This is a genomic window from Cupriavidus sp. U2 (genome assembly GCF_009663685.2).
In the GTDB taxonomy this organism is placed as follows: Bacteria; Pseudomonadota; Gammaproteobacteria; order Burkholderiales; family Burkholderiaceae; genus Cupriavidus; species Cupriavidus necator_C.
This window is the reverse complement of the sequence record NZ_RCOG02000034.1, coordinates 18,487-37,417: the sequence shown is the minus strand read 5'-3', so window position 1 is coordinate 37,417 and position 18,931 is coordinate 18,487. Positions and strand designations below refer to the sequence as shown.

At 58.6% G+C, this 18,931-nt stretch carries 19 protein-coding genes; 1 reads left to right on the top strand and 18 read right to left on the bottom strand.

Going from position 1 to position 18,931, the window contains the following annotated elements:
* Nucleotides 1-55: 55 nt before the first annotated feature.
* The 13 genes from gstA to nagAa all read right to left on the bottom strand — a co-directional run bounded on the left by gstA (nt 56) and on the right by nagAa (nt 11,727).
* Entirely contained in the window at nt 56-661 is a 606-nt protein-coding gene (gene gstA, locus D9X30_RS28790) for a glutathione transferase GstA (RefSeq protein ID WP_026437506.1), read from the bottom strand.
* Between the two features lie 58 nt (nt 662-719).
* Nucleotides 720-1,313, bottom strand: a complete 594-nt coding sequence (locus D9X30_RS28785; RefSeq protein WP_026437505.1) for a 2-hydroxychromene-2-carboxylate isomerase — start codon at nt 1,311-1,313, stop codon at nt 720-722.
* Between the two features lie 188 nt (nt 1,314-1,501).
* On the bottom strand, nt 1,502-2,539 hold the full coding sequence (locus D9X30_RS28780) for a dihydrodipicolinate synthase family protein (protein ID WP_032489822.1): 1,038 nt from the start codon (nt 2,537-2,539) through the stop codon (nt 1,502-1,504).
* A 57-nt stretch (nt 2,540-2,596) separates the two neighbouring features.
* Nucleotides 2,597-3,232 carry an OmpW/AlkL family protein gene (locus D9X30_RS28775; RefSeq protein ID WP_153950175.1) on the bottom strand — a complete coding sequence of 212 codons (636 nt, stop codon included), beginning with the start codon at nt 3,230-3,232 and terminating at the stop codon, nt 2,597-2,599.
* 72 nt (nt 3,233-3,304) lie between these two features.
* Complete coding sequence (gene nahC, locus D9X30_RS28770; RefSeq protein WP_026437502.1) at nt 3,305-4,213, bottom strand: 1,2-dihydroxynaphthalene dioxygenase; 909 nt, start codon at nt 4,211-4,213, stop codon at nt 3,305-3,307.
* Between the two features lie 25 nt (nt 4,214-4,238).
* Nucleotides 4,239-5,690 carry an aldehyde dehydrogenase gene (locus D9X30_RS28765; protein WP_153950174.1) on the bottom strand — a complete coding sequence of 484 codons (1,452 nt, stop codon included), beginning with the start codon at nt 5,688-5,690 and terminating at the stop codon, nt 4,239-4,241.
* Between the two features lie 48 nt (nt 5,691-5,738).
* Entirely contained in the window at nt 5,739-6,518 is a 780-nt protein-coding gene (nagB, locus tag D9X30_RS28760) for a 1,2-dihydroxy-1,2-dihydronaphthalene dehydrogenase NagB (RefSeq protein ID WP_150564863.1), read from the bottom strand.
* A gap of 63 nt (nt 6,519-6,581) precedes the next feature.
* Entirely contained in the window at nt 6,582-7,166 is a 585-nt protein-coding gene (gene nagAd / locus D9X30_RS28755) for a naphthalene 1,2-dioxygenase system small oxygenase NagAd (protein WP_153950173.1), read from the bottom strand.
* A gap of 14 nt (nt 7,167-7,180) precedes the next feature.
* Nucleotides 7,181-8,524 (bottom strand): naphthalene 1,2-dioxygenase system large oxygenase NagAc, encoded by a 1,344-nt coding sequence (gene nagAc / locus D9X30_RS28750; RefSeq protein ID WP_026437498.1) that lies wholly within the window; start codon nt 8,522-8,524, stop codon nt 7,181-7,183.
* Between the two features lie 86 nt (nt 8,525-8,610).
* Complete coding sequence (gene nagAb / locus D9X30_RS28745) at nt 8,611-8,925, bottom strand: naphthalene 1,2-dioxygenase/salicylate 5-hydroxylase systems ferredoxin NagAb (RefSeq protein ID WP_026437497.1); 315 nt, start codon at nt 8,923-8,925, stop codon at nt 8,611-8,613.
* A gap of 10 nt (nt 8,926-8,935) precedes the next feature.
* On the bottom strand, nt 8,936-9,421 hold the full coding sequence (nagH, locus tag D9X30_RS28740; RefSeq protein WP_026437496.1) for a dalicylate 5-hydroxylase small oxygenase NagH: 486 nt from the start codon (nt 9,419-9,421) through the stop codon (nt 8,936-8,938).
* 2 nt (nt 9,422-9,423) lie between these two features.
* The gene (nagG, locus tag D9X30_RS28735; protein WP_026437495.1) at nt 9,424-10,695 is read right to left on the bottom strand and encodes a salicylate 5-hydroxylase large oxygenase NagG; all 1,272 of its coding nucleotides are present in this window, start codon (nt 10,693-10,695) and stop codon (nt 9,424-9,426) included.
* A gap of 45 nt (nt 10,696-10,740) precedes the next feature.
* Nucleotides 10,741-11,727 (bottom strand): naphthalene 1,2-dioxygenase/salicylate 5-hydroxylase systems ferredoxin--NAD(P)(+) reductase NagAa, encoded by a 987-nt coding sequence (gene nagAa, locus D9X30_RS28730; protein ID WP_032489817.1) that lies wholly within the window; start codon nt 11,725-11,727, stop codon nt 10,741-10,743.
* A 116-nt stretch (nt 11,728-11,843) separates the two neighbouring features.
* Between nagAa and nagR the strand changes: the two genes are divergently transcribed.
* Nucleotides 11,844-12,749 carry a naphthalene degradation transcriptional regulator NagR gene (gene nagR, locus D9X30_RS28725; RefSeq protein ID WP_026437493.1) on the top strand — a complete coding sequence of 302 codons (906 nt, stop codon included), beginning with the start codon at nt 11,844-11,846 and terminating at the stop codon, nt 12,747-12,749.
* Here the strand turns inward: nagR and D9X30_RS29765 are convergent.
* From D9X30_RS29765 to D9X30_RS28700, 5 genes are all read right to left on the bottom strand, one after another.
* Nucleotides 12,716-14,362 (bottom strand): methyl-accepting chemotaxis protein, encoded by a 1,647-nt coding sequence (locus D9X30_RS29765; RefSeq protein ID WP_080746175.1) that lies wholly within the window; start codon nt 14,360-14,362, stop codon nt 12,716-12,718. The genes nagR and D9X30_RS29765 overlap by 34 nt on opposite strands.
* 282 nt (nt 14,363-14,644) lie before the next feature.
* Nucleotides 14,645-15,289, bottom strand: a complete 645-nt coding sequence (gene leuD / locus D9X30_RS28715; RefSeq protein WP_026437492.1) for a 3-isopropylmalate dehydratase small subunit — start codon at nt 15,287-15,289, stop codon at nt 14,645-14,647.
* Complete coding sequence (gene leuC / locus D9X30_RS28710) at nt 15,289-16,698, bottom strand: 3-isopropylmalate dehydratase large subunit (protein WP_026437491.1); 1,410 nt, start codon at nt 16,696-16,698, stop codon at nt 15,289-15,291. The genes leuD and leuC overlap by 1 nt, the downstream gene beginning before the upstream one ends.
* Nucleotides 16,698-17,708 carry a hydroxymethylglutaryl-CoA lyase gene (locus tag D9X30_RS28705; protein ID WP_153950172.1) on the bottom strand — a complete coding sequence of 337 codons (1,011 nt, stop codon included), beginning with the start codon at nt 17,706-17,708 and terminating at the stop codon, nt 16,698-16,700. The genes leuC and D9X30_RS28705 overlap by 1 nt, the downstream gene beginning before the upstream one ends.
* A gap of 10 nt (nt 17,709-17,718) precedes the next feature.
* Nucleotides 17,719-18,903, bottom strand: a complete 1,185-nt coding sequence (locus D9X30_RS28700) for a CaiB/BaiF CoA transferase family protein (protein WP_026437490.1) — start codon at nt 18,901-18,903, stop codon at nt 17,719-17,721.
* Nucleotides 18,904-18,931 lie beyond the last annotated feature (28 nt).

The window sequence follows — 18,931 nt, the reverse complement described above, 5'->3', positions numbered from 1 at the left end:
GCATGGCTGGCCGCTCATGGAGGCTGGCCATGCTTTATTTATTTCTCTAAAAAAATCAGATCAAACCTTCAGCCGACAATGTGGCCCGGACTGCTGGACGTTCAGCCACGCGGTTGAGGTAGCCTTGCAGGCCGGGCCAAGGCGAAAGGTCCACATTCACGTAAGCCCCCCAGCCAAGCACAGTAAACAAGTAGGCGTCCACCACGGAAAAGTCGTTCCCCATGGCCCAAACCTTGTCACCGAGCATCTGCTCGGTATGGGCAAGACGGCTTTCCAATTGGGCCTTGATGACTGGCTTGGCATCCTGTGGAAACACCGGGCTGAACAGCGCTCCGAAGCTTTTATGCAATTCGGTGGAGATGAAATTCAGCCATTCCATCAGTCGGTAACGCTCCAGCGAGCCAGCTGCCGGTGCCAGGCATTTTTCTGGCACACGGTCAGCGAGGTATTGAACGATGGCCGGCCCTTCGGTGAGCACCTGCCCATCATCCATTTGCAAAGCGGGGACACTGCCCACGGGATTGACGGTCTTGTAATCAACACCAGTCTCAGTCACCTTGGTGCCGAGATCAACCTTTTCTAGCTGAAAGTCAAATCCACCTTCACGAAGGATGATGTGAGGCGACAATGAACATGCGCCGGGGCTGTAATAAAGCTTCATGAGACTCCTTAAAATCAAGGCGTGGTTGAAAAATCAGAAAAATCGATGCACTGAGAATTTATGGTTGCGTTTCCTTTTGCAACCTGCTCTCAAGCATGAAAAGGCGGTCATTTCCCCACCACATTTGATCATCCCAAAACACGGTGGGAACCCCGAAAACCTTTCGGTCAATGGCCGCCTGCGTCTCTTCGTCGTATGCCTTGGCGGCATTTTCGCTGTTCAAAAAATCTTCAAATTCACCGAGATCCCAGTTTAGCTTGTCGCATACCTCAGCCAGCAAGCTATCAGCATCCAGTGCCCACCCTTTCCCCCAAGCCGAATCGAAAACAAGGCGAACATATTCAGCGGCTCGCTCCCTGGCTGCCGGGTAATACAGTCCGGCATTCACCCGGCGGCTGTTGAAGTTAGGGGGGAAAACCAACGGAATCCTATAGAGATCGGCCCATCGCTGCAAATCCACCTTTAAGTAGTCAAGCTTGACCTTGAGGTCCCGATTGGATGGCCCGATGTTGCCAATGGCCGTTTTTGCTCGCGCCAAATCAATGGCGTGATACTGGATGGAGAATCCATAACGCCCGGCGAGCACCGACAAACGGTGGTTGGCCAGATACGAAAATGGGCTCAAAAAATCGAAATAAAAATCGACCATCACGATCATGCACTCCCAACAAAGAGAAGATGGCAATAGTGTGAGATTGCTTCAGGGCGATCGGTGCACCCTGCGCTTGTGGCGCTTCCACTCTGTACTGGCATATTTTTAACTCGCCGACTGCACTAATCCAGAAAACCTCCAGATCAGCAGGTTGTGCTGATCGGAGATGTCTGACTCAGGGCCTGGACTTACTTCTTTTTCGAGTTGGTTGCCGTTTTGGTTTTCCTCAATTCCTTGGCATACTTGGTATGCAGTGCGGCCCAGGCCTTGCCTGATTTTCGGGCACCTGCAAGGTATTCGTCGGGAACCAGCGTATAGGGTGGCCGGCACGGCCCCGCCTTGAGCCAGCCGGCCTCGTCCATTCGTGCTTTTTCGAGGCCAATGTTGTATTTTGAGAATTCCGAGAAATCGCCGCGTGGAAACAGTGTGGCATCGGCTGCGCGCATGTCATCTGAAATAGCCTTGGCCTTGGCCCAATCACCTGTATTTTTGGCCTTTACCACCTCATCGCGCAGCACAAGGGCGGTCGCTGGGCCGCACATGGAACCGCTAGACCAGAAAGCAGTCATGCGCTCGGGATTGATCCGGGCCGCAGCGTAGTAGTCATCCTCATGCGGAAGGAAGCGAATATTTGGGGCCAATTTCAGATCCAAGTCCAGCATCCCGATGCCCAAGTACTTGGCTGTGACAACCTGCGGGATTTTGGACATTTCGGCCCAAAACGGGCGAGGAAAATCAAATTTGAAAGCCTCCGGGTTGGCGTAGACAGCGATGGCTGCATCTGGCACTGCTTCCGCCACATCGCGATAAAATTGCACGGCAGTAGGCAGATCCATCTTCACCCACATCGGCACGCCGAGCATTGTTCCTTGGGCGCCAATGTCGATCAATTCGCGGGTCTGGCGTATGACTTCACGGGTATTCAAGGCCGTTGTGCCGCAGAAGTAGGGCACTCGACCGCGCGCGGTTTCCACGACCGTTGAAACAAAATCCCGCTTCTCCTCCCACGTCAGCGTCGCGCATTCGCCAAAGGTGCCGTGGCTCAGAATGCCATTGACGCCGGCCGCAATCAACTCCTCGACAATCCGGGCCGTCTCGTCGAGATCGACCGTGTGCGTGCTGCGCCAGTCCGAGGCATCCGGCGTGGACGGGGTCGGCATGATGACCCATGCGCCTTGAATATCCGCGGCGGTCAGGCGCACCGCTTTGCTCGTCTTTCTTGTCATTCAAATTTCCTTTGAAAATGGTGATGCAAACAGAATTTTGGAATCAATGTGGACCGATCAGAATCTCCGGCCAATCGCAATCGACGTCAGCAGCGGATTCAACGTTACGCGGGCTGTAGCAACTTGAGGCCCAAGAAACCCCGATGCATCTGTTTTTAGATAAAGTTTTCGGATATCAAAGCTGACGAACCAGTCGCGGTTGATGTTCGCTTCTGCACCGATGTGGAGCACAAGTGCCCACGCATGATCTGCATCGAATGAGGTCAGATTGGCATCTTTGCTTTTCAGAATTCGAGTGTAGTTGATCCCCGCCCCCACGTACGGGCGAACCAATCCCATCTGTGGCAGGTTGTAGGTCGCCGACAAAACTGCAGGAGCATATTGGACACGGCCCAGCAAAATCGGAGGCAGCGTGCCTGCGCCCGTCACTTTTGTGGTGGGTGGAATGCCAACAATTAATCGCGCGTTCCAGTTATCGTTAATGATGTAACCGAAGTCAAATGTCAAAGCGTTGTTGTCACTGGCGTCAGCGCTTCCACCCGGCACCCTTGTTCCGTCAATCGAAACTTTGGCGCTCGCATCGAAGGCTACGTTGGTGGCGCCGATGCGATATGACCAACGGGAATCCTCGGCATATGCGGTGCTGAGCATCAGCATCCCAAGTCCTGCGAGGGAAATGGCTTCTTTGATCATCATTGTCTCCTTTTTTTTATATGGAACTGAATGGGGAAAACAGATGCGATCGATTTCGCATCTGTTACATGGCTAGCTCAGTTTGACGTCCAATCCATAACCGGTGGCCTCGATGGTGTGGCCGAAAATGTCGCCGACGTAATATTCCGATTCAGCAATGGCGGGGGCGCCTCGCCACCCAGGTTCTATCAGCCAGCCGGAAGGTGTTGCCCCGTAGAACGTCAGCGCCTTATCGTTGGAATGGATGCCCAATTGCAAGGCAATGTCAATCTTTTCCTTCGTGAAAAGCTGGTGTGTGCAACCCAAATCTTCGATATGAGTGTATTCAATCATCAGATGATTGAGGCGCTTGGCCGCAGGCATTGCACCGAAAGCGATGGAATGATCGCGAGCATTGCAATGCATGAACGTCAACTCAGCCGTCATGCCGTTGGGCAAAGGAAGGCGGTACTCGACATCTCCACGAAATCCCAGCAAGCTATAGAACTTACGTGCCGCTTCAACATCGTTCTGACGCACGATGCAGTGGCCCAGGCCCTGATCACCGGTTAGAAATTTCCCGTGCAAGGGACGACCGGGATGGAAGGGGTTGTTCAGGTCAATCCGGGGTCCCCAGAAAATCTCGGTCGGGTTGCCCCCCGGATCTTCTGTCTTCATCAGGCCCAGCACCATCCGTTCTTGTGCTTCGGCTTTGTCGCACACGCGGACTTTGTAGCCTGCGTCCACGAGCTTTTGACCCAATGCCTCGAATTCCGGTTGACCGGCGACACGCCAGCCCAGGTATTCAAGGTCATCTTGACCGTTGTGATGAACCACGATCCGATGGTGCCAATTGTCCATTCGCAGATAGAAGCGATCCTTGTCACCCTCATCGAGGACTTGAAGTCCCAGCATGTTTGCGGCAAAGGATTTCCACGCTGCGGGATCCTTGACCGAAATGCCCATGTACCCCAATTCAATGACAGTTGCTGGCTTGTTCATGGTTTAACTCCTTTGTTGCTTCAGCTTAGAAGGGATACTGCTGCTCGAATGGTTCAATGGTCAGCCACTTGAGTTCCGTGAACTCGTCGATCACCGCGCGTCCGTCGAAGCGGCCATAACCGGTGGCCTTTGTTCCGCCATAAGGCGCCTGAGCCTCGTTCTGTACGGTGGAGCCGTTGATATGGACCGAGCCGTATTCGATCGCCATGCCCACGCGCAGAGCCCGGTTCACGTCCCGGCCAAACACGCCCGATGACAGGCCGTAGGCGCTGTCATTGGCAATGCGGATGGCGTCCGCTTCGCTCTTGCACCGGATAACCACAGTGATGGGACCGAAGGTTTCCTCATCGTAGATCTGCATGTCGGCTGTCACGTGGTCCAAGATCGTGGCGGGCATGACCGCACCCTCGGCGATGCCGCCGCACACGACCTTGGCGCCCTTGCTGATGGCATCTTTGAACAGACCATTGATTCGGTCACCCGAGTTGGGCGACACCATCGGGCCGATGATGCAGTCCCCTGTGACGCATGGATCGCCTGCGCTCAACTGCTTGGTTTTCTCGACGAACTTCGCGACAAATTCGTCCGCGATCTTTTCGTCGACCACCAGGCGTTCGGTGGACATGCAGATCTGGCCTTGGAACAGGAAGCTGCCGAACACCGCGGCCTTGACTGCCGCGTCGATGTCAGCGTCGTCCAGAACGATCAGCGGGGACTTTCCACCCAACTCCAGCAAGCAGCGCTTGAGATGCTGGGCCGATTTCTGGGCGATGATGCGCCCCACGCGAGTGGAGCCTGTGAAGTTGATGCGACGAATCTCTTTAGACGAAATCAGCGCATCTGCAATATCGGGCGACCGGTCCGGGGAGGAGTTCAGATAGTTGAGCACGCCAGCAGGCAGGTCGGCCTCCTGCAGGCACTTGGTGATCAAAGCGTGCGTACCGGGGCTGAACTCGGAGCCTTTGAACACAACGGTATTGCCGCAGACCAGCGGATAAGCGATGGCCCGCGCCGCGAGCACGGCGGTGCCGTTCCAGGGAACGATGCTCAAGATGGGGCCGACAGGCTGACGCAGCGTCATTGACAGGGTGTCAGGCTTGTCCGTCGGAATGGTTTCGCCTTGAATTTGGGTGGCCAGTGAGGCGGCTTCCCGGAATACATTGGCCGACAGGTGCACGTTGAACCCCGCCCACAGCGCGGAGGCTCCCACTTCCTTGGCCATCACTTCGATGAACTCGGGCGTTTTGCTCTCCATGACGTCTGCCACCTTCAAAAGAAGGCGCCGCCGCTCCGAGGGTCCGACGGCCTTCCAGGACTTGAACGCCTCTTGAGCGGCTCGAGCCGCATTGACCGCATCGTCCACCGTGGCGTTCGCGCATTGGGTCACGACCTCGCCACTGACAGGGTGCTTGCGATCGAATGACTTTTTGTCACTCGAAGCGCTCCAGGTGTTGTTGATGAACAATTTCGTCTTCATGGGTTGTCTCCTGGGAATGGGGTTGAAAAATCTGATTTGATTGAAAATTCACTTTCGACCGAGCGCCATGCCGCCATCAATGCCGATTACGGTGCCAGTGATGAACTTCCCTTGTTCCCGGGAGGCCAGCAAAAGATACGGTGCCACCACGTCCTCGGGCCTTGCTGCGAACCCCAAGGGGGTCAGGCCCTTGATCATGTCATCGATGCCGGGCATGTCTTTCATTTTGGTTTTGTCGAAACCGGCGCTTGCCGGCCCAGCCAAAGAAGTGACCGTACCACCTGGCGCAACGCCATTGACCCGGATGTGCGGGGCCAATTCGTAGGCCAACGCCTTGACCATACCCAGCACTGCATGCTTGCTGGCAATGTAGCAAGAGCCGCCGCCGCCGGCCGCATAGGAAGAAACGGAAGCCGTCACTACGACCGATCCGTTCGTTTTTTTGAGTTCCGGCAAGGCCGCGCTGATGCCGCTGAAATAGCTTTTGACGTTGATATCAAATATCTCCTCGAAACTGCCGGATAATTTCTCCCATGGCTCGTCGACGCCCAGCATGTAATCCCATATCCCGGCATTTCCGATGAAGCAGTCGAGGTGTCCGAACCTGGCGACCGCCTTGTTGACCAGCTTTTCATTGGTGGCGTGATCACGAACATCGCCCGCTACGATCTCAATGGCATCTTTGAATTCACTGCGAAGGCCCGCCTCTTGTTCCTCGTTGCGAACAAGTGCGGACACGCAATAGCCAGCTGCTTTGAAGGATCGAACCAGTTCCAGCCCGATGCCTGAACCGGCGCCAGTAATGGCAATAACTTGCTGTATGTTCATGGCAATAAATTTCTGTTTAAAACAATCAAGGATGACCGCCATCAAGGCAGGCATCCCCAGGGTTCACAGGAAGGTCATCAGATTGTGGGTCTGGAGAATGCGCTCCGGGTAGTCCACAAGACGTTCCACCAGTTGGATGCCACCACCTTCGATGCGTTTCCATTTGTCTTCCCGCGTTGCATAGAAGACGTCAACTTGATTGCCGCGTCTGGCGCGGTGGAGAATGAGGTTGGAACGCACATGCAGCAGATCCGGTACGATCTTGTCCTTGGCCGCTGTGACATTGGTGACGAAGCGGGTGAAACGGATCTTCGGGCTGTTGGCCCAGTTCTGCGGGTCCATCTGATGCTCAACTCGAACTTTCAGGTGCTGATAGTTCTCGTTGTAGATGTTCACCGCATCATTCAGTTGGTATCGACGCTCGGAAGTGGAGCGAAGTTCTCGCGAGATCACTTGGTATTTGATCTCGGGGGCAACGCAGTGTTCAAGCCAGGCGTTGTAGGCCTGAATGTCCAACAGATGTGCTTCTCGGGTCAGGAGTGTGGTGACTTCTTGCTGCAGATCGCTGTCGTGCCCGACGAAGAAACGATGAAATTCTTCGGCGTCGTGCGCGGAGACCAGCTTGTCTTCCTGGGTATTGATCATCATGGTTGGCTCCTGGATTAGCGATCAGTCGTCTTGGTGAGTTCGGTGTGCCAATTTCGGGAGGTGTTTTCGAACTCGGCCCAATTGGAGCTGCTGATGTGAGCCTGGTAGGCACGGTAGAATCCGCGATAGCTGGTTTCGCCGATTGCCGATTTGGCAACGACGCCCGGATAGCATTCGTCGCCGTAGACGTCCTTGCCGAAACCCAAATTGGCAATCAGATCACTGTTGCTGGATTGGTATTTCTTGGCATTTTGCGACTCCGTCTCCATGTTGTCGTTGTCGTCGCTTTCCCAGAATCCTGCTGGTCCGAAAGTGCGCTGAACCGCGTCAGCCAAGCGACGCTTTAAGTCCTCAGGCATGTCTTTTTCTACGATGGCATACGTCCAAACCTCGGTCGTGTTTTCATCGATCGGGTTCCAGACCTTGAAGACACCGGAGCAGGTCAAAATGCTGTTGTTCGGGAAAACCGTGCAGTTTAGATGGCTGCGGTAAATCCGTGCCCGGACATCGCCGATTTCCTTGGCGAGTTTTTCCTGTTTTGCGCCGCCGAATGCCATCATTTCGGGAACCAGGTCAGCACTGTGGACACCGGAGTAGCCGTCCCACAATACGCCCATTCCACTGCCATACTTGCTGGTCATTTGTAAGCCCGCGCCTTCGGGTGGAAGCATAGCGTTGCCCGCAAGAGGGGTAAATATCGACTGACCTGAGCGCAAAGACGATGCGTGCGTCCAACCAACGTGGTACGCGTCACCCACAAAGTTTTCCGCAGGAGCCTTCCAGTTGGCCTTGATCACCACTTTGCCGGGGGGGCCTACAAGTTCCAGGCCACCAGAGTGCTTGAAGATGGGTTCTAAGTACCAGGCTGCATCACCCAGATAATCGACAAGCGTGGGGGCCTCTGCATCAAAACAACCGTAAATGAAGCCATGAAAGCTTTCGATGCGGGGGACTTCTTTCAAGCCCAGGCACTTCTTTTTGATCGTATCGCCGTACAACTCTTTTTCAAAGGGAACGCTTTGCAGTTCGCCGTTGGAGCCAAAGCCCCAGCCGTGGTAACTGCACACAAAGCCTTTCGCATTTCCGGCTTCAGCGTGAACTAGTGTCTTGCCCCGGTGACGGCAAACATTCAAAAAGGCTCGCACCGAGCCATCGTTCTGGCGGGAGACGATGACTTCATCGACACCCATTTTGGCTGTGACATAGTCGCCGGGGGAGGGAATCAAGCTGTCATGGGTCAGAAAAAGCCAGTTTCGCGCGAAGATGGTCTTCAATTCGTGCTGGAAAAGTTCTTTGTCGCCATGAATCAGGTGCTTTTGCGTCAGCCCTGCTTCACTCACCAAATTTTCATAAATCATGATTAATGTCTCCGTTTTTTGGCTAATGGGTGGATTGGATGGTTTGGTTGATTGGTCCGAATTCAGCCTCCTGATTGAAAGCAGTCTTACTCCATTTTGAGCATCACGCGCATGTTTTCAATTTTGACGGGGTAGGTTTTGATGTCCTTTGTCAGGGGGGTGCACAAGGCTTTGCCTGTGCAGACATCAAATCGACCTTGGTGCAGAGGGCATTCAATTTCCCGGCCTTCGAGAAAGCCATCGCTCATGCGCGCAGCGCCGTGCGTGCACAGGTTATCGGTGGCATAAATCTCCCCCTCGACCTCGTAGAGCGCAATTTCCTTGCCGTTAACTTTGACGCCGACCACATCGCCTTCAGGGATGTCGTCAAGACAAGCTGCATCAATCCAGTTCTGAGTCATGTGCGTCGCCTCAGATTGGATAGATCACAGAGTTGGGGATCATTTCGCTGTCGTAAACGCACAGGCGCGACTTCAGCTTGAGGCCCTCGGGCGTGCGCACGATCACGTCTCGGTAATAGCCGGCGTTGAAAATCGTGGAATCGCCGTCGTACTTGGTGCGAATCACGGCATAGCTGGCTTCGGCGGTGATGCGCTCGCCATCCGCGTCACGCTCCACTGACAGCACGCGCGGCGTGCCCACGATGTGGCGCTGGTAGTAGGGGTCGTGGTACATGGTTTCCTTGACGCCGTACACCCGGTCGCGGATCATTGCCTTGCTCTCCAGCGCCAGCAGGCACAGCGGCAGGCCCTGCTCAAAGTTCTCGCGCGGCTGCAGGCGGTAGGTGCCGGTCTCGATGAAGAAATCAGGCCACTTCTCCCAATTGGCGGAGTCGCACACCATGGCGTAGTCGCTGTACAGGTTCAGCAGTTCGAAATAGGTTTTGAAGTCGACCATGTTTATTCCCCCATCACCTTGCGCCAGTAGTCGTACATGCCGCGGATCAGCGTCTCGGTGACCATGTGGTCCGTGTCGCCGATTTCGTGACCGCCCATCTCGATCACGGTGCGGTGCGTCGGTTTTTGCTCAAAGCCTTCCTGCGACCACTCGATCACCTCGCCGTCATCGGCCGACACGAAGCCCGCCGGCCCGAACAGGTTGGCCTGGATCAGGCGGCGCTGGGTCCACTCCTCGTTGTCGTCCTCGAAGCCGAAGTGGGTCCAGACGAAATCGAAGGAGCCGTGACCGTTGGGCTGGATGTGGCGGGTCGATACGCTGTTGACCTGCTGCTGGATGATCACGCTGGGGAAGATCGTGGTCATCACCGCAGTCGGACCGCCCCACCAGGGCTCGGGCACGATGTCGAGCAGGCGCGGGTCGTTCACCTTCATCTGTTCCTTGAAGCTGTCCACGCCGGACACGACCTCCTCGTTCTTGCCGCCCTGACCGCGCGTGGAGATCATTGCGGCGTGGCGGAACTTGGCGTCCATCTTCAGTTCCGACTTGTTGTCGGCGCGCCAGAGCCCGAAGGTCGAGAACCAGGTGTGCAGCAGGCCCGGGTGGTAGGGGTCCTTGATGTTCTCCTGCATCAGCTTCCAGTTGCCCGGGATGCGCTGGCGGCGGTAGCCCAGGATCTTGAGCTTGCGGCCGTTGAAGACGCGGTCGAAGTAATGCAGGATGGTTGGGCCCAGGAACTCCTCGAAGGGCTCGACATCGTGGTCAAAAGAGGCAAACACTGCACCGCCTCGGGCGGCCACCTTGAGCTTGGTCAGGCCGTGTTCTTCGAGTTTGAAGTCCTTGGGCATGCCGCCGTTGACCTTGCCGTCCTGCTTGACGCCACGGCGGAAGGGCACGCCCTGCAGGTCACCCTTGAGGCTGTAGTTCCACTGGTGGTAGGGGCAGAAGAAGTCCTTGGCGTTGCCGTGGCGCTCGCGGCAAAAGCGCATGCCACGGTGGGCGCAGACGTTCTCCACCACGTTGATGCCGCCATCCGGATCACGCACCATGATGACCGAGCGCTCACCGATCACCGTTCGCTTGAAGTCGCCTGGATTCGGAATCTCGGCTTCCAGGCCTACATAGCACCAGTGGTTTGCATAGAACAGGCGCTCCAATTCGCGCTTGTACAGGTCTTCGCGGGTGTAGGCCCAGAAGGGAACGCGGCTGCTACCTTCGCCCGGCCATTTCGGATCTTGGGGAAACACGGGTTTTAATCGTTGGGGTTCACTCATGGCTTGGTATCCTTGGGTTGAATTGGGTTCGCATGGTGCCTTCGCTCAGACGCCGCTGGGATAGAACGCATCGGCATGGATGTGCCCGGGTACTATGCCTAGGCGAGCAACGAGCAGGTTCAGGGCCTCGACCATGGCCGGAGCGCCACACAGGTAGGCGCGCCATCCCGCCAAATTGGGCAAGTCACGGCCGATCAGATCGGTGACCAGGCCGGATCGACGACCAGGGCCGGCAGGGCCTGTTGCAACAACGACATTCACCTTGAGATTCGGAAACCTTGCAGCCAATGCGTGAAGGCGTTCCTCGTCATAGATGTCCTGCTCGCTCCGCACACCGAAGTACAGATGGATGGGGTTGCTCATCCCGCTTTCCAGTGCGCCTCGAACGATCGAAAGGACGGGCGCCAGACCTGTTCCACCCCCCACACAAAGCATGGGGCCGGTGTGCGTGCGCCGCAGATAGGCCGTTCCGAGGGGGCCGCTGATCCGCACCGAAGCGCCTACGGACAGTTCATTGAAAACGTAGTTGCTGACATGCCCGCCCGGAACCGCGCGAATCTGAAACTCCATTTCCGCATCGCTAGGCAGCCCGGCCATCGAATAGGGGCGGACGCATTCGGGCGTGAACTGCACCGTTGCGTACTGGCCAGGGCTGAACTCAAGCGGTTTGGCCAGTTTGATGCGCAGGCGCCGGATGTCATGGGTGGCTTCGTCTATCGCTGTGACCGTCCCCTTGACGATGCGCGCCGGGTGAACCACGATCTCGTCAGATTCAGGAATCTCGATCGTGCAGTCTTCGGTCAGAACCGCCTGACAGGCCAGAACGTAGGTTCCCTTTCCTGCCTGCGGGCGCCCTGTCTCGGGGCCGTTATCGCGAAGATGGCCGGCAATCACACGGCAACGGCAAGTGCCGCAGCGGCCCGACATGCAGCTATAAGAAATGGGGACCTCGTTGGACCTGAGCACGTCAAGCAGGGTGCTGCCGGTCTCCGCGTTCAGATGCAAATTGAGGGGTTCTACTACCAGTTCCATGCAAGCTCTTTTTTCAGTTGTCTCCGAATGGCTGCGATTCTGGCGCGTCGATCGGTATAGCGCTATAGATCAAGTCTGATAGTTAAAATCACCAGCATGAATAATGGTGAGGCATCATGGATCTGCGCGACATCGACTTGAATCTGCTGGTGGTCTTCAACCAGCTACTGCTCGACCGGAGCGTATCGACGGCCGGCGAAAAACTGGGGCTGACGCAGCCTGCCGTCAGCAATTCACTTAAACGGCTGCGTGCGGCGCTAAAGGACGATTTGTTCTTGCGCACCTCAAAAGGCATGGAGCCGACACCGTATGCACTGCATCTTGCGGAGCCCGTGATCTATGCGCTCAACACGCTGCAGACGGCACTGACGACCCGTGACTCTTTCGACCCATTTGCCAGCACGCGCACCTTCAACTTGGCAATGACCGACATCGGCGAGATGTACTTCATGCCCCCACTGATGGAAGCGCTTGCGCAACGAGCTCCTCACATCCAGATCAGCACGCTGCGCCCGAATGCTGGCAATCTGAAGGAGGATATGGAGTCCGGTGCGGTTGATCTCGCCTTGGGTCTTCTGCCAGAGCTACAGACCGGATTCTTCCAGCGGCGCCTCTTTCGCCACCGCTACGTATGCATGTTCCGCAAGGACCATCCAAGCGCCAAATCCCCCATGAGCCTGAAACAGTTCAGTGAACTGGAGCATGTCGGCGTGGTCGCACTCAACACCGGACACGGTGAGGTCGATGGCCTGCTCGAACGCGCAGGCATCAAAAGGCGCATGCGGCTGGTGGTGCCGCATTTCATTGCGATCGGCCCCATTCTGCACAGCACCGACCTCATCGCGACCGTGCCGCAGCGTTTTGCCGTTCGCTGCGAAGTGCCTTTTGGTCTGACGACATCCCCGCACCCGGCCAAGCTGCCCGACATCGCCATCAACCTGTTTTGGCATGCCAAGTACAACCGGGATCCGGGCAACATGTGGCTACGTCAGTTGTTCGTCGAGCTTTTCTCTGAAGCATAAGCTTCCAGCAAACCCATATTGACTGCCGCGGTCGGCCATGGCTGAGGATCAGGATGTCGGTGGTCTGCCAACCGGTGCGGCGCAGTTCTCCCATGCGACTGGTCTTGTGCGTAGGCAGCCGGGTCGGAACTGCCATCGTCCGCCAGTTTGAACACCGCCACCGTCTGCACCAGCTCTTCGGACTGACCCTTCAGTCTGGAGGCCGCGGCGGCCATCTGCTCGACCAGCGCCGCGTTCTGTTGCGTTGCCTGGTCCATATTGGTGACGGCCTCGCCCACCTGCGCTACTCCCTGGCTCTGCTCGGTGCTGGCCGCGCTGATCTCGCCCATGATGTCGGTCACGCGCCGAATGCTGTCCACGACCTCTCTCATAGTGGTGCCGGCCTGGTCCACCAAGGCGCTGCCTTGCTCGACCCGGCCCACGCTGTCGTTGATCAGGGTCTTGATTTCCTTGGCGGCCTCGGCGCTGCGCTGGGCCAGGCTGCGCACTTCGGTGGCCACCACGGCAAAGCCGCGACCGTGTTCGCCCGCTCGGGCGGCCTCGACGGCGGCATTCAGGGCCAGAATGTTGGTCTGGAAGGCGATGCCGTCAATGACGCTGATGATGTCGGCGATCTTGCGGGAGCTTTCGTTGATGCCTGTCATGGTGTTGACCACCTGGGCCACGGCTTCACCGCCTTGGACGGCCACGGTGCTGGCGCTTTGCGCGAGCTGGTTCGCATGGCGCGCGTTGTCGGCGTTCTGGCGCACAGTGGAGCCCAACTCCTCCATGCTGGCGGCGGTTTCTTCCAGGGAGCTGGCCTGGCTTTCGGTGCGCGCCGACAGGTCGTGGTTGCCCTGGGCAATCTCGGAACTGGCCGCCTCCAGGCTCTCGGCGTTCTGGCGCACATGGGCCACCATGCTGGACAGGCTGCCCTGCATGTCCGCCAGGGCGGTTATCAATTGGCCGACTTCGTCGTTCGAACGCGTCACGATCTGCCCCGTGAGGTCGCCCTGGGCAATCTGGCCCGCCAGCCGCAGCGCCTCCTCCAGCGGCCCGAGCACCGCTTTGCGGATAGCCCAAAAGGAGGCCAGCAGCACCAGACCGCCCAGCAGGTTGATGCTGAAGACAAGCGCCTTGATGAAGCCGACCGCCTCGGCCACCAGCGGGGCGAAACGGTCGGCGTTTTCCTGTACCACCGCCATGTCGGGCCGCAGCCGCTCGACCAGCGCCGGGCTCACGGTGCTGCCAGGCTCGAGCTCGATGATTTTCTTCATGCGCTCCAGATCGTCAATGCCCTTGCGCGGCAAGTCAATGACGTCATTGAAGCCGAGCAGGCGGAACAGCCCCTGTTCGACCTTGAACAACTCCACATCGACCTGCGCGGCAAGCCACTGCCCGTGCTCGATCGGCTTGAGCAGCAGGTCCTTGCCAACCGCCGGGGCCGTGTCACCCGAACTCGCCCGCTGCATGGCGAGCTCTATCTGCATGACCACGTTGAGATGGTCTCGCTCCAGGTGGTGGAAGCGCGCGGCCTTGCCGAGGAATCGCCCCCCCAGCATCACCAGCAGCGACACCGTGAGCACGGCGACTATGCCGAACAAGAATTTCTGGCGCAGGGTGAATTGGGGCATGGGTTGTGTTCCTTCAGTGGAAAGGGTACCTTCTGCACGATGAAACGAGCAGGCACGTCAGAAAGGTTGCCTGCCGGGCTGCCGACCAGGATCTTGATCGGTTTGGTGGGAAACTGTTCTGCCGAGTCCGCAGGCACCGTGATGACGACTGTCGCCAGTAAGACGGTTATGCTGGTAAGGTGCCGCAGCACATTGCGCACGAGCTCTGAACGAGCTCTGAATTTGAAGAACGATGGTCACGGTTGATCCTCTTGGGCTTGATGAATGAAATTGCCAGCTTTTTCAAGCCCCTCCAAATACCCATGGCTCCGCCAATTGCCGCCTAGCCTCGTAGCGGCGAATCTCCGCGTCATGCTCCAGCGTCAGGCTGATGTCGTCGATGCCGTTGAGCAGACAGCGTTTGCGAAACGGATCGAACTCGAAGCCGAGAGCAGGGCCGATCGGTGCTTCGATAGACTGTCTCTCGAGGTTGATGCGCAGGCGGTAACCAGGCTGGCTCTTTACCTGTTCGAACAGATACTGCACCTCAACCTCGGGCAGCACGATGGGCAACATGCCGTTCTTCAAGCAGTTGCCGTAGAAGATGTCGGCAAAGCTGGGGGCGATGAGCGCACGAATGCCATAGTCGTGCAGCGCCCACGGCGCGTGTTCGCGGCTGGAGCCGCAGCCGAAGTTCGCTCGCGCCAACAGGATGGAGGAACCTTGGTAGCGGGGCTGGTTCAGCACGAAAGCCGGGTTCGTCGGCCGCGCGGCGCAATCCTGCCCGGGCTCGCCCTTGTCCAAATAGCGCCATTCGTCGAACAGATTGCCCCCGAAGCCTGTGCGTCGTATCGACTTCATGAACTGCTTCGGGATGATGGCGTCCGTGTCGACGTTGGCGCGATTCAGCGGCACCACGATGCCGTCGAGAAACGTAAAAGGTTCCATCAGCTGAACTCCTTACGGACATCAACGAAGTGGCCCGCAACTGCGGCCGCCGCCGCCATTGCCGGACTCACGAGATGGCTACGCCCTCCCGCCCCCTGACGGCCCTCGAAATTGCGGTTCGAGGTGGAGGCACAGCGCTCTCCGGGCGCCAGCCGGTCTTCGTTCATACCCAAGCACATCGAACAGCCCGGTTCACGCCATTCGAAACCCGCGTCGGTGAACACGCGGTCAAGGCCTTCGGCTTCGGCCTGCGCCTTGACCAACCCCGAGCCCGGGACCGCGAGGGCTAGCTTGATCGTGGGAGCAATATGTCCGCCCTTCAGCACGGCGGCCGCAGCGCGCAGATCCTCGATGCGGGCATTGGTGCACGATCCGATGAACACCTTGTCCGGCTGAATGGCCTTGATTGGCATGCCCGGCTCGATTGCCATGTACGCCAGCGCATTGGCCATTCCGGAGCGCTTGACAGGGTCCGGTTCACGCGCAGGATCGGGCACCTGGCCGCCGATCGGCTGCACCATTTCGGGCGATGTGCCCCAAGTCACCATGGGTTGCACAAGAGCCGCATCGATCTCAAGCGTTCTGTCGAAGTGCGCACCCTCGTCGCTGACCAGTGTGCGCCAGTACGCCACCGCCTGCTCCCATCGCTCGCCGCGCGGCGCGTACGGACGCCCTTTCAGGTAGTCGATCGTTTTTTGATCGACCGCGACCAATCCAACGCGAGCGCCTGCTTCGATCGCCATGTTGCACAAAGTCATTCGGCCTTCCATGGACAAGGCGCGAACCGCGCCACCGCCAAACTCGATGGCGTAGCCGGTTCCGCCTGCCGTGCCGATGCGGCCGATCACGTCCAAGATCAAGTCCTTGGCCGTTACGCCAGGCGCCAGTGCTCCCTCAATGCGCACGAGCATGGGCTTCATCGGGTTGACGGACAGGCACTGCGTCGCGAGCACATGCTCGACCTCGGAAGTACCGACACCAAAGGCCAGGGCGGCGAAGGCGCCATGCGTGCTGGTATGCGAGTCGCCGGCGACAACGGTCATTCCCGGCAAGGTTGCGCCCTGTTCCGGACCGACGACATGGATGATGCCCTGACGGGGGTCCGAGAGTCCGAACTCGGTGACACCGAACTCCTTGCAGTTGCGGCTGAGCTGTTCGACCTGGATACGCGACAAGGGATCTATGATGCCCACGGAGCGCGATGTCGTCGGCACGTTGTGGTCCGCGGTCGCCAGTACCGTTTGCGGACGCCACAGCCTGCGCTTGCCCATGCGCAACCCCTCAAACGCCTGCGGGCTGGTGACCTCGTAGACCAGATGGCGGTCCATGTACAGCAGCGGAGGGCCGGCCTCGGGCTCGTGCACCACATGCCGTTGCCACAGCTTTTCGAAAAGTGTCGCGGCGGCCATTACGTTCCCCTCAGGACCGGACTGGCCGGGCTTCCGGCAAGGCAACCCACGCCGGCCAGGCGCTGCTGCGGTTCGCGTGAGTGCACGCCATCCGGTACGGGATACCGCCGACTCGATGGACCCGCCTTCATGACCTGCCCGGGCACATCGTGGCCGACGATCTCAGGCATGCGGCGCGCCTGCGCCAGCAGCGCTTCCAGATTGACGCCGGTGCGATAGCCCATGGCCTCGAACATGTGAACCAAGTCTTCGGTGCAGACGTTCCCGCTGGCGCCCGGCGCGAAGGGACAGCCCCCCAGCCCGCCGAGGGAGGCATCGAAGCGGTCGATGCCGGCCTCGAGCGCCGCCAACGCATTCGCCAGTCCCATGGCACGGGTGTCATGAAAATGCGCCGTCAAGGTCAGTTGCGGCCAACCAGTCTTCACCGCCCGGCAGAGGCGCTCCACCTGCCCCGGATGGGCCATGCCGGTCGTATCGCACAGCGTCACGCGCGCGATGCCCAGCCCTGCGATGCGCTCTACGAGCGCCAGCAGGACCGCGTCCGGCACGTCACCTTCGAACGGACAGCCGAAGGCCGTGGACAACGAGGCGTTGACCTGCTTACGGCCGTCCACCAGCCTCACGATTTCGGCAAACTGCGCCAACGACTGCGCAGGGGTCATCCGCAGGTTGGCGGCGTCGTGTGTCTCACTCGCAGACATTACGAGATTCAGTTCGTCGACGCCGCAGTCGAGCGCGCGCTCAGCGCCGCGAATGTTGGGCACCAGTGCGGCGTATTCAACGCCGGGAATCCGTTCGATCCCTCGCATCACGGCTTCGGCATCCGCCAGCGCCGGGATGGCCTTGGGCGAGGTGAACGATGTGACCTCTATCTTGGCCAGTCCTGTGCGGCTCAAGCCATTGATCAGGTCAATTTTCTGTTCGGTGGGCACGAAGCGAGACTCGATCTGGAATCCGTCGCGCACAGAAACTTCCTGGATGTACAGCCGCTGGCCGTTAGCCTTTTGCATGAGTTGCCCCTCAAACCACGCCATCGGCGCGCAGTCGGGCGAGCTCGTCGGCATCAATGCCCAGGGAGGCCAGCACTTCCTGCGTGTGCGCGCCGAGCTCGGGGCCGACCCATTTCGTGCGCCCGGGAGTCGCGCTCAACTTGGGCACGATGCCCGGAAAGTCGATTGGTGTGCTGTCGGGTAGCGCGTGGCGCTCGATCATGTCGCGCGCGTGGAAGTGCGGGTCTTCCGCGATGTCGGCTGCGGTGTAGATGCGCCCGCTGGGCACTTCGGCCGCCTCCAGGACCTTCAAGACCTCGTCAAGCGGGTGCAGTCCGGTCCAATCGGATATAGCGGCATCCAGCCGATCATTGTGTCTGACACGGCCGTCATTACGCACCAACGCGGGGTCAGCGCCGAGATCGTCGCGCCCGATCGCGTGCATCAACCGCTTAAAGATGGCGTCGCCGTTGCCTGCGATAACCACGTAGTGGCCATCGCCGCAACGGTAGGTATTCGATGGTGAAATGCCCGGGAGACTGGCGCCGGACCGCTCCCGCACGAAGCCGAACTCCGCGTACTCTGGAATCAGGCTTTCCATCACCGCGAATACCGACTCGTACAACGCGACATCGATGAACTGACCCTTGCCCGCGTTGGCCTTGAGATGGTGCATCGCCACCAGGGCACCAATCGTGCCGTACAGCGAGGCCAGCGTGTCGCCCAAGCTTACACCCACCCGTACGGGCGGACGATCGGCAAATCCGGTCACGTGACGCAGCCCGCCCATGCACTCGGCGATGGCCGCAAAGCCCGGTCGCTGGCTGTACGGGCCCGATTGCCCGTAGCCGGAGATGCGGACCATGACAAGTTGCGGATTGAGGGCCGACAATTGCTCCCAGCCCAGCCCCCACTTCTCCAGCGTCCCGGGACGGAAATTCTCGATCACGATGTCGACTTCGCCGGCCAGGCGACGTACGATCTCGCGCGCCTCGTCGCGCTTGAGGTCGAGCGTGACCGACTTCTTGTTGCGACTTTGCGTGTACCACCACAGCGAGGTACCCTCGTGGAGCTTGCGCCATTTGCGCAACGGATCCCCGTCCTTCGGCGGCTCGATCTTGATCACTTCCGCGCCGAACTGAGCCAGCAGCGCGCTGGCGTAAGGCCCCGCTACCAGCGAGCCGAGTTCAAGTACCTTGACGCCCGCAAGCGGCATTACATCCGACGTAGGTTTGCTCTCATCG

What these genes read in the sequence shown, in the direction of transcription:
- gstA (WP_026437506.1), bottom strand. Translation starts at nt 661, where the DNA reads ATGAAGCTTTATTACAGCCCCGGCGCATGTTCATTGTCGCCTCACATC.
- D9X30_RS28780 (WP_032489822.1), bottom strand. Translation starts at nt 2,539, where the DNA reads ATGACAAGAAAGACGAGCAAAGCGGTGCGCCTGACCGCCGCGGATATT.
- D9X30_RS28775 (WP_153950175.1), bottom strand. Translation starts at nt 3,232, where the DNA reads ATGATCAAAGAAGCCATTTCCCTCGCAGGACTTGGGATGCTGATGCTC.
- nahC (WP_026437502.1), bottom strand. Translation starts at nt 4,213, where the DNA reads ATGAACAAGCCAGCAACTGTCATTGAATTGGGGTACATGGGCATTTCG.
- D9X30_RS28765 (WP_153950174.1), bottom strand. Translation starts at nt 5,690, where the DNA reads ATGAAGACGAAATTGTTCATCAACAACACCTGGAGCGCTTCGAGTGAC.
- nagB (WP_150564863.1), bottom strand. Translation starts at nt 6,518, where the DNA reads ATGAACATACAGCAAGTTATTGCCATTACTGGCGCCGGTTCAGGCATC.
- nagAd (WP_153950173.1), bottom strand. Translation starts at nt 7,166, where the DNA reads ATGATGATCAATACCCAGGAAGACAAGCTGGTCTCCGCGCACGACGCC.
- nagAc (WP_026437498.1), bottom strand. Translation starts at nt 8,524, where the DNA reads ATGATTTATGAAAATTTGGTGAGTGAAGCAGGGCTGACGCAAAAGCAC.
- nagAb (WP_026437497.1), bottom strand. Translation starts at nt 8,925, where the DNA reads ATGACTCAGAACTGGATTGATGCAGCTTGTCTTGACGACATCCCTGAA.
- nagH (WP_026437496.1), bottom strand. Translation starts at nt 9,421, where the DNA reads ATGGTCGACTTCAAAACCTATTTCGAACTGCTGAACCTGTACAGCGAC.
- nagG (WP_026437495.1), bottom strand. Translation starts at nt 10,695, where the DNA reads ATGAGTGAACCCCAACGATTAAAACCCGTGTTTCCCCAAGATCCGAAA.
- nagAa (WP_032489817.1), bottom strand. Translation starts at nt 11,727, where the DNA reads ATGGAACTGGTAGTAGAACCCCTCAATTTGCATCTGAACGCGGAGACC.
- nagR (WP_026437493.1), top strand. Translation starts at nt 11,844, where the DNA reads ATGGATCTGCGCGACATCGACTTGAATCTGCTGGTGGTCTTCAACCAG.
- D9X30_RS29765 (WP_080746175.1), bottom strand. Translation starts at nt 14,362, where the DNA reads ATGCCCCAATTCACCCTGCGCCAGAAATTCTTGTTCGGCATAGTCGCC.
- leuD (WP_026437492.1), bottom strand. Translation starts at nt 15,289, where the DNA reads ATGGAACCTTTTACGTTTCTCGACGGCATCGTGGTGCCGCTGAATCGC.
- leuC (WP_026437491.1), bottom strand. Translation starts at nt 16,698, where the DNA reads ATGGCCGCCGCGACACTTTTCGAAAAGCTGTGGCAACGGCATGTGGTG.
- D9X30_RS28705 (WP_153950172.1), bottom strand. Translation starts at nt 17,708, where the DNA reads ATGCAAAAGGCTAACGGCCAGCGGCTGTACATCCAGGAAGTTTCTGTG.
- D9X30_RS28700 (WP_026437490.1), bottom strand. Translation starts at nt 18,903, where the DNA reads ATGCCGCTTGCGGGCGTCAAGGTACTTGAACTCGGCTCGCTGGTAGCG.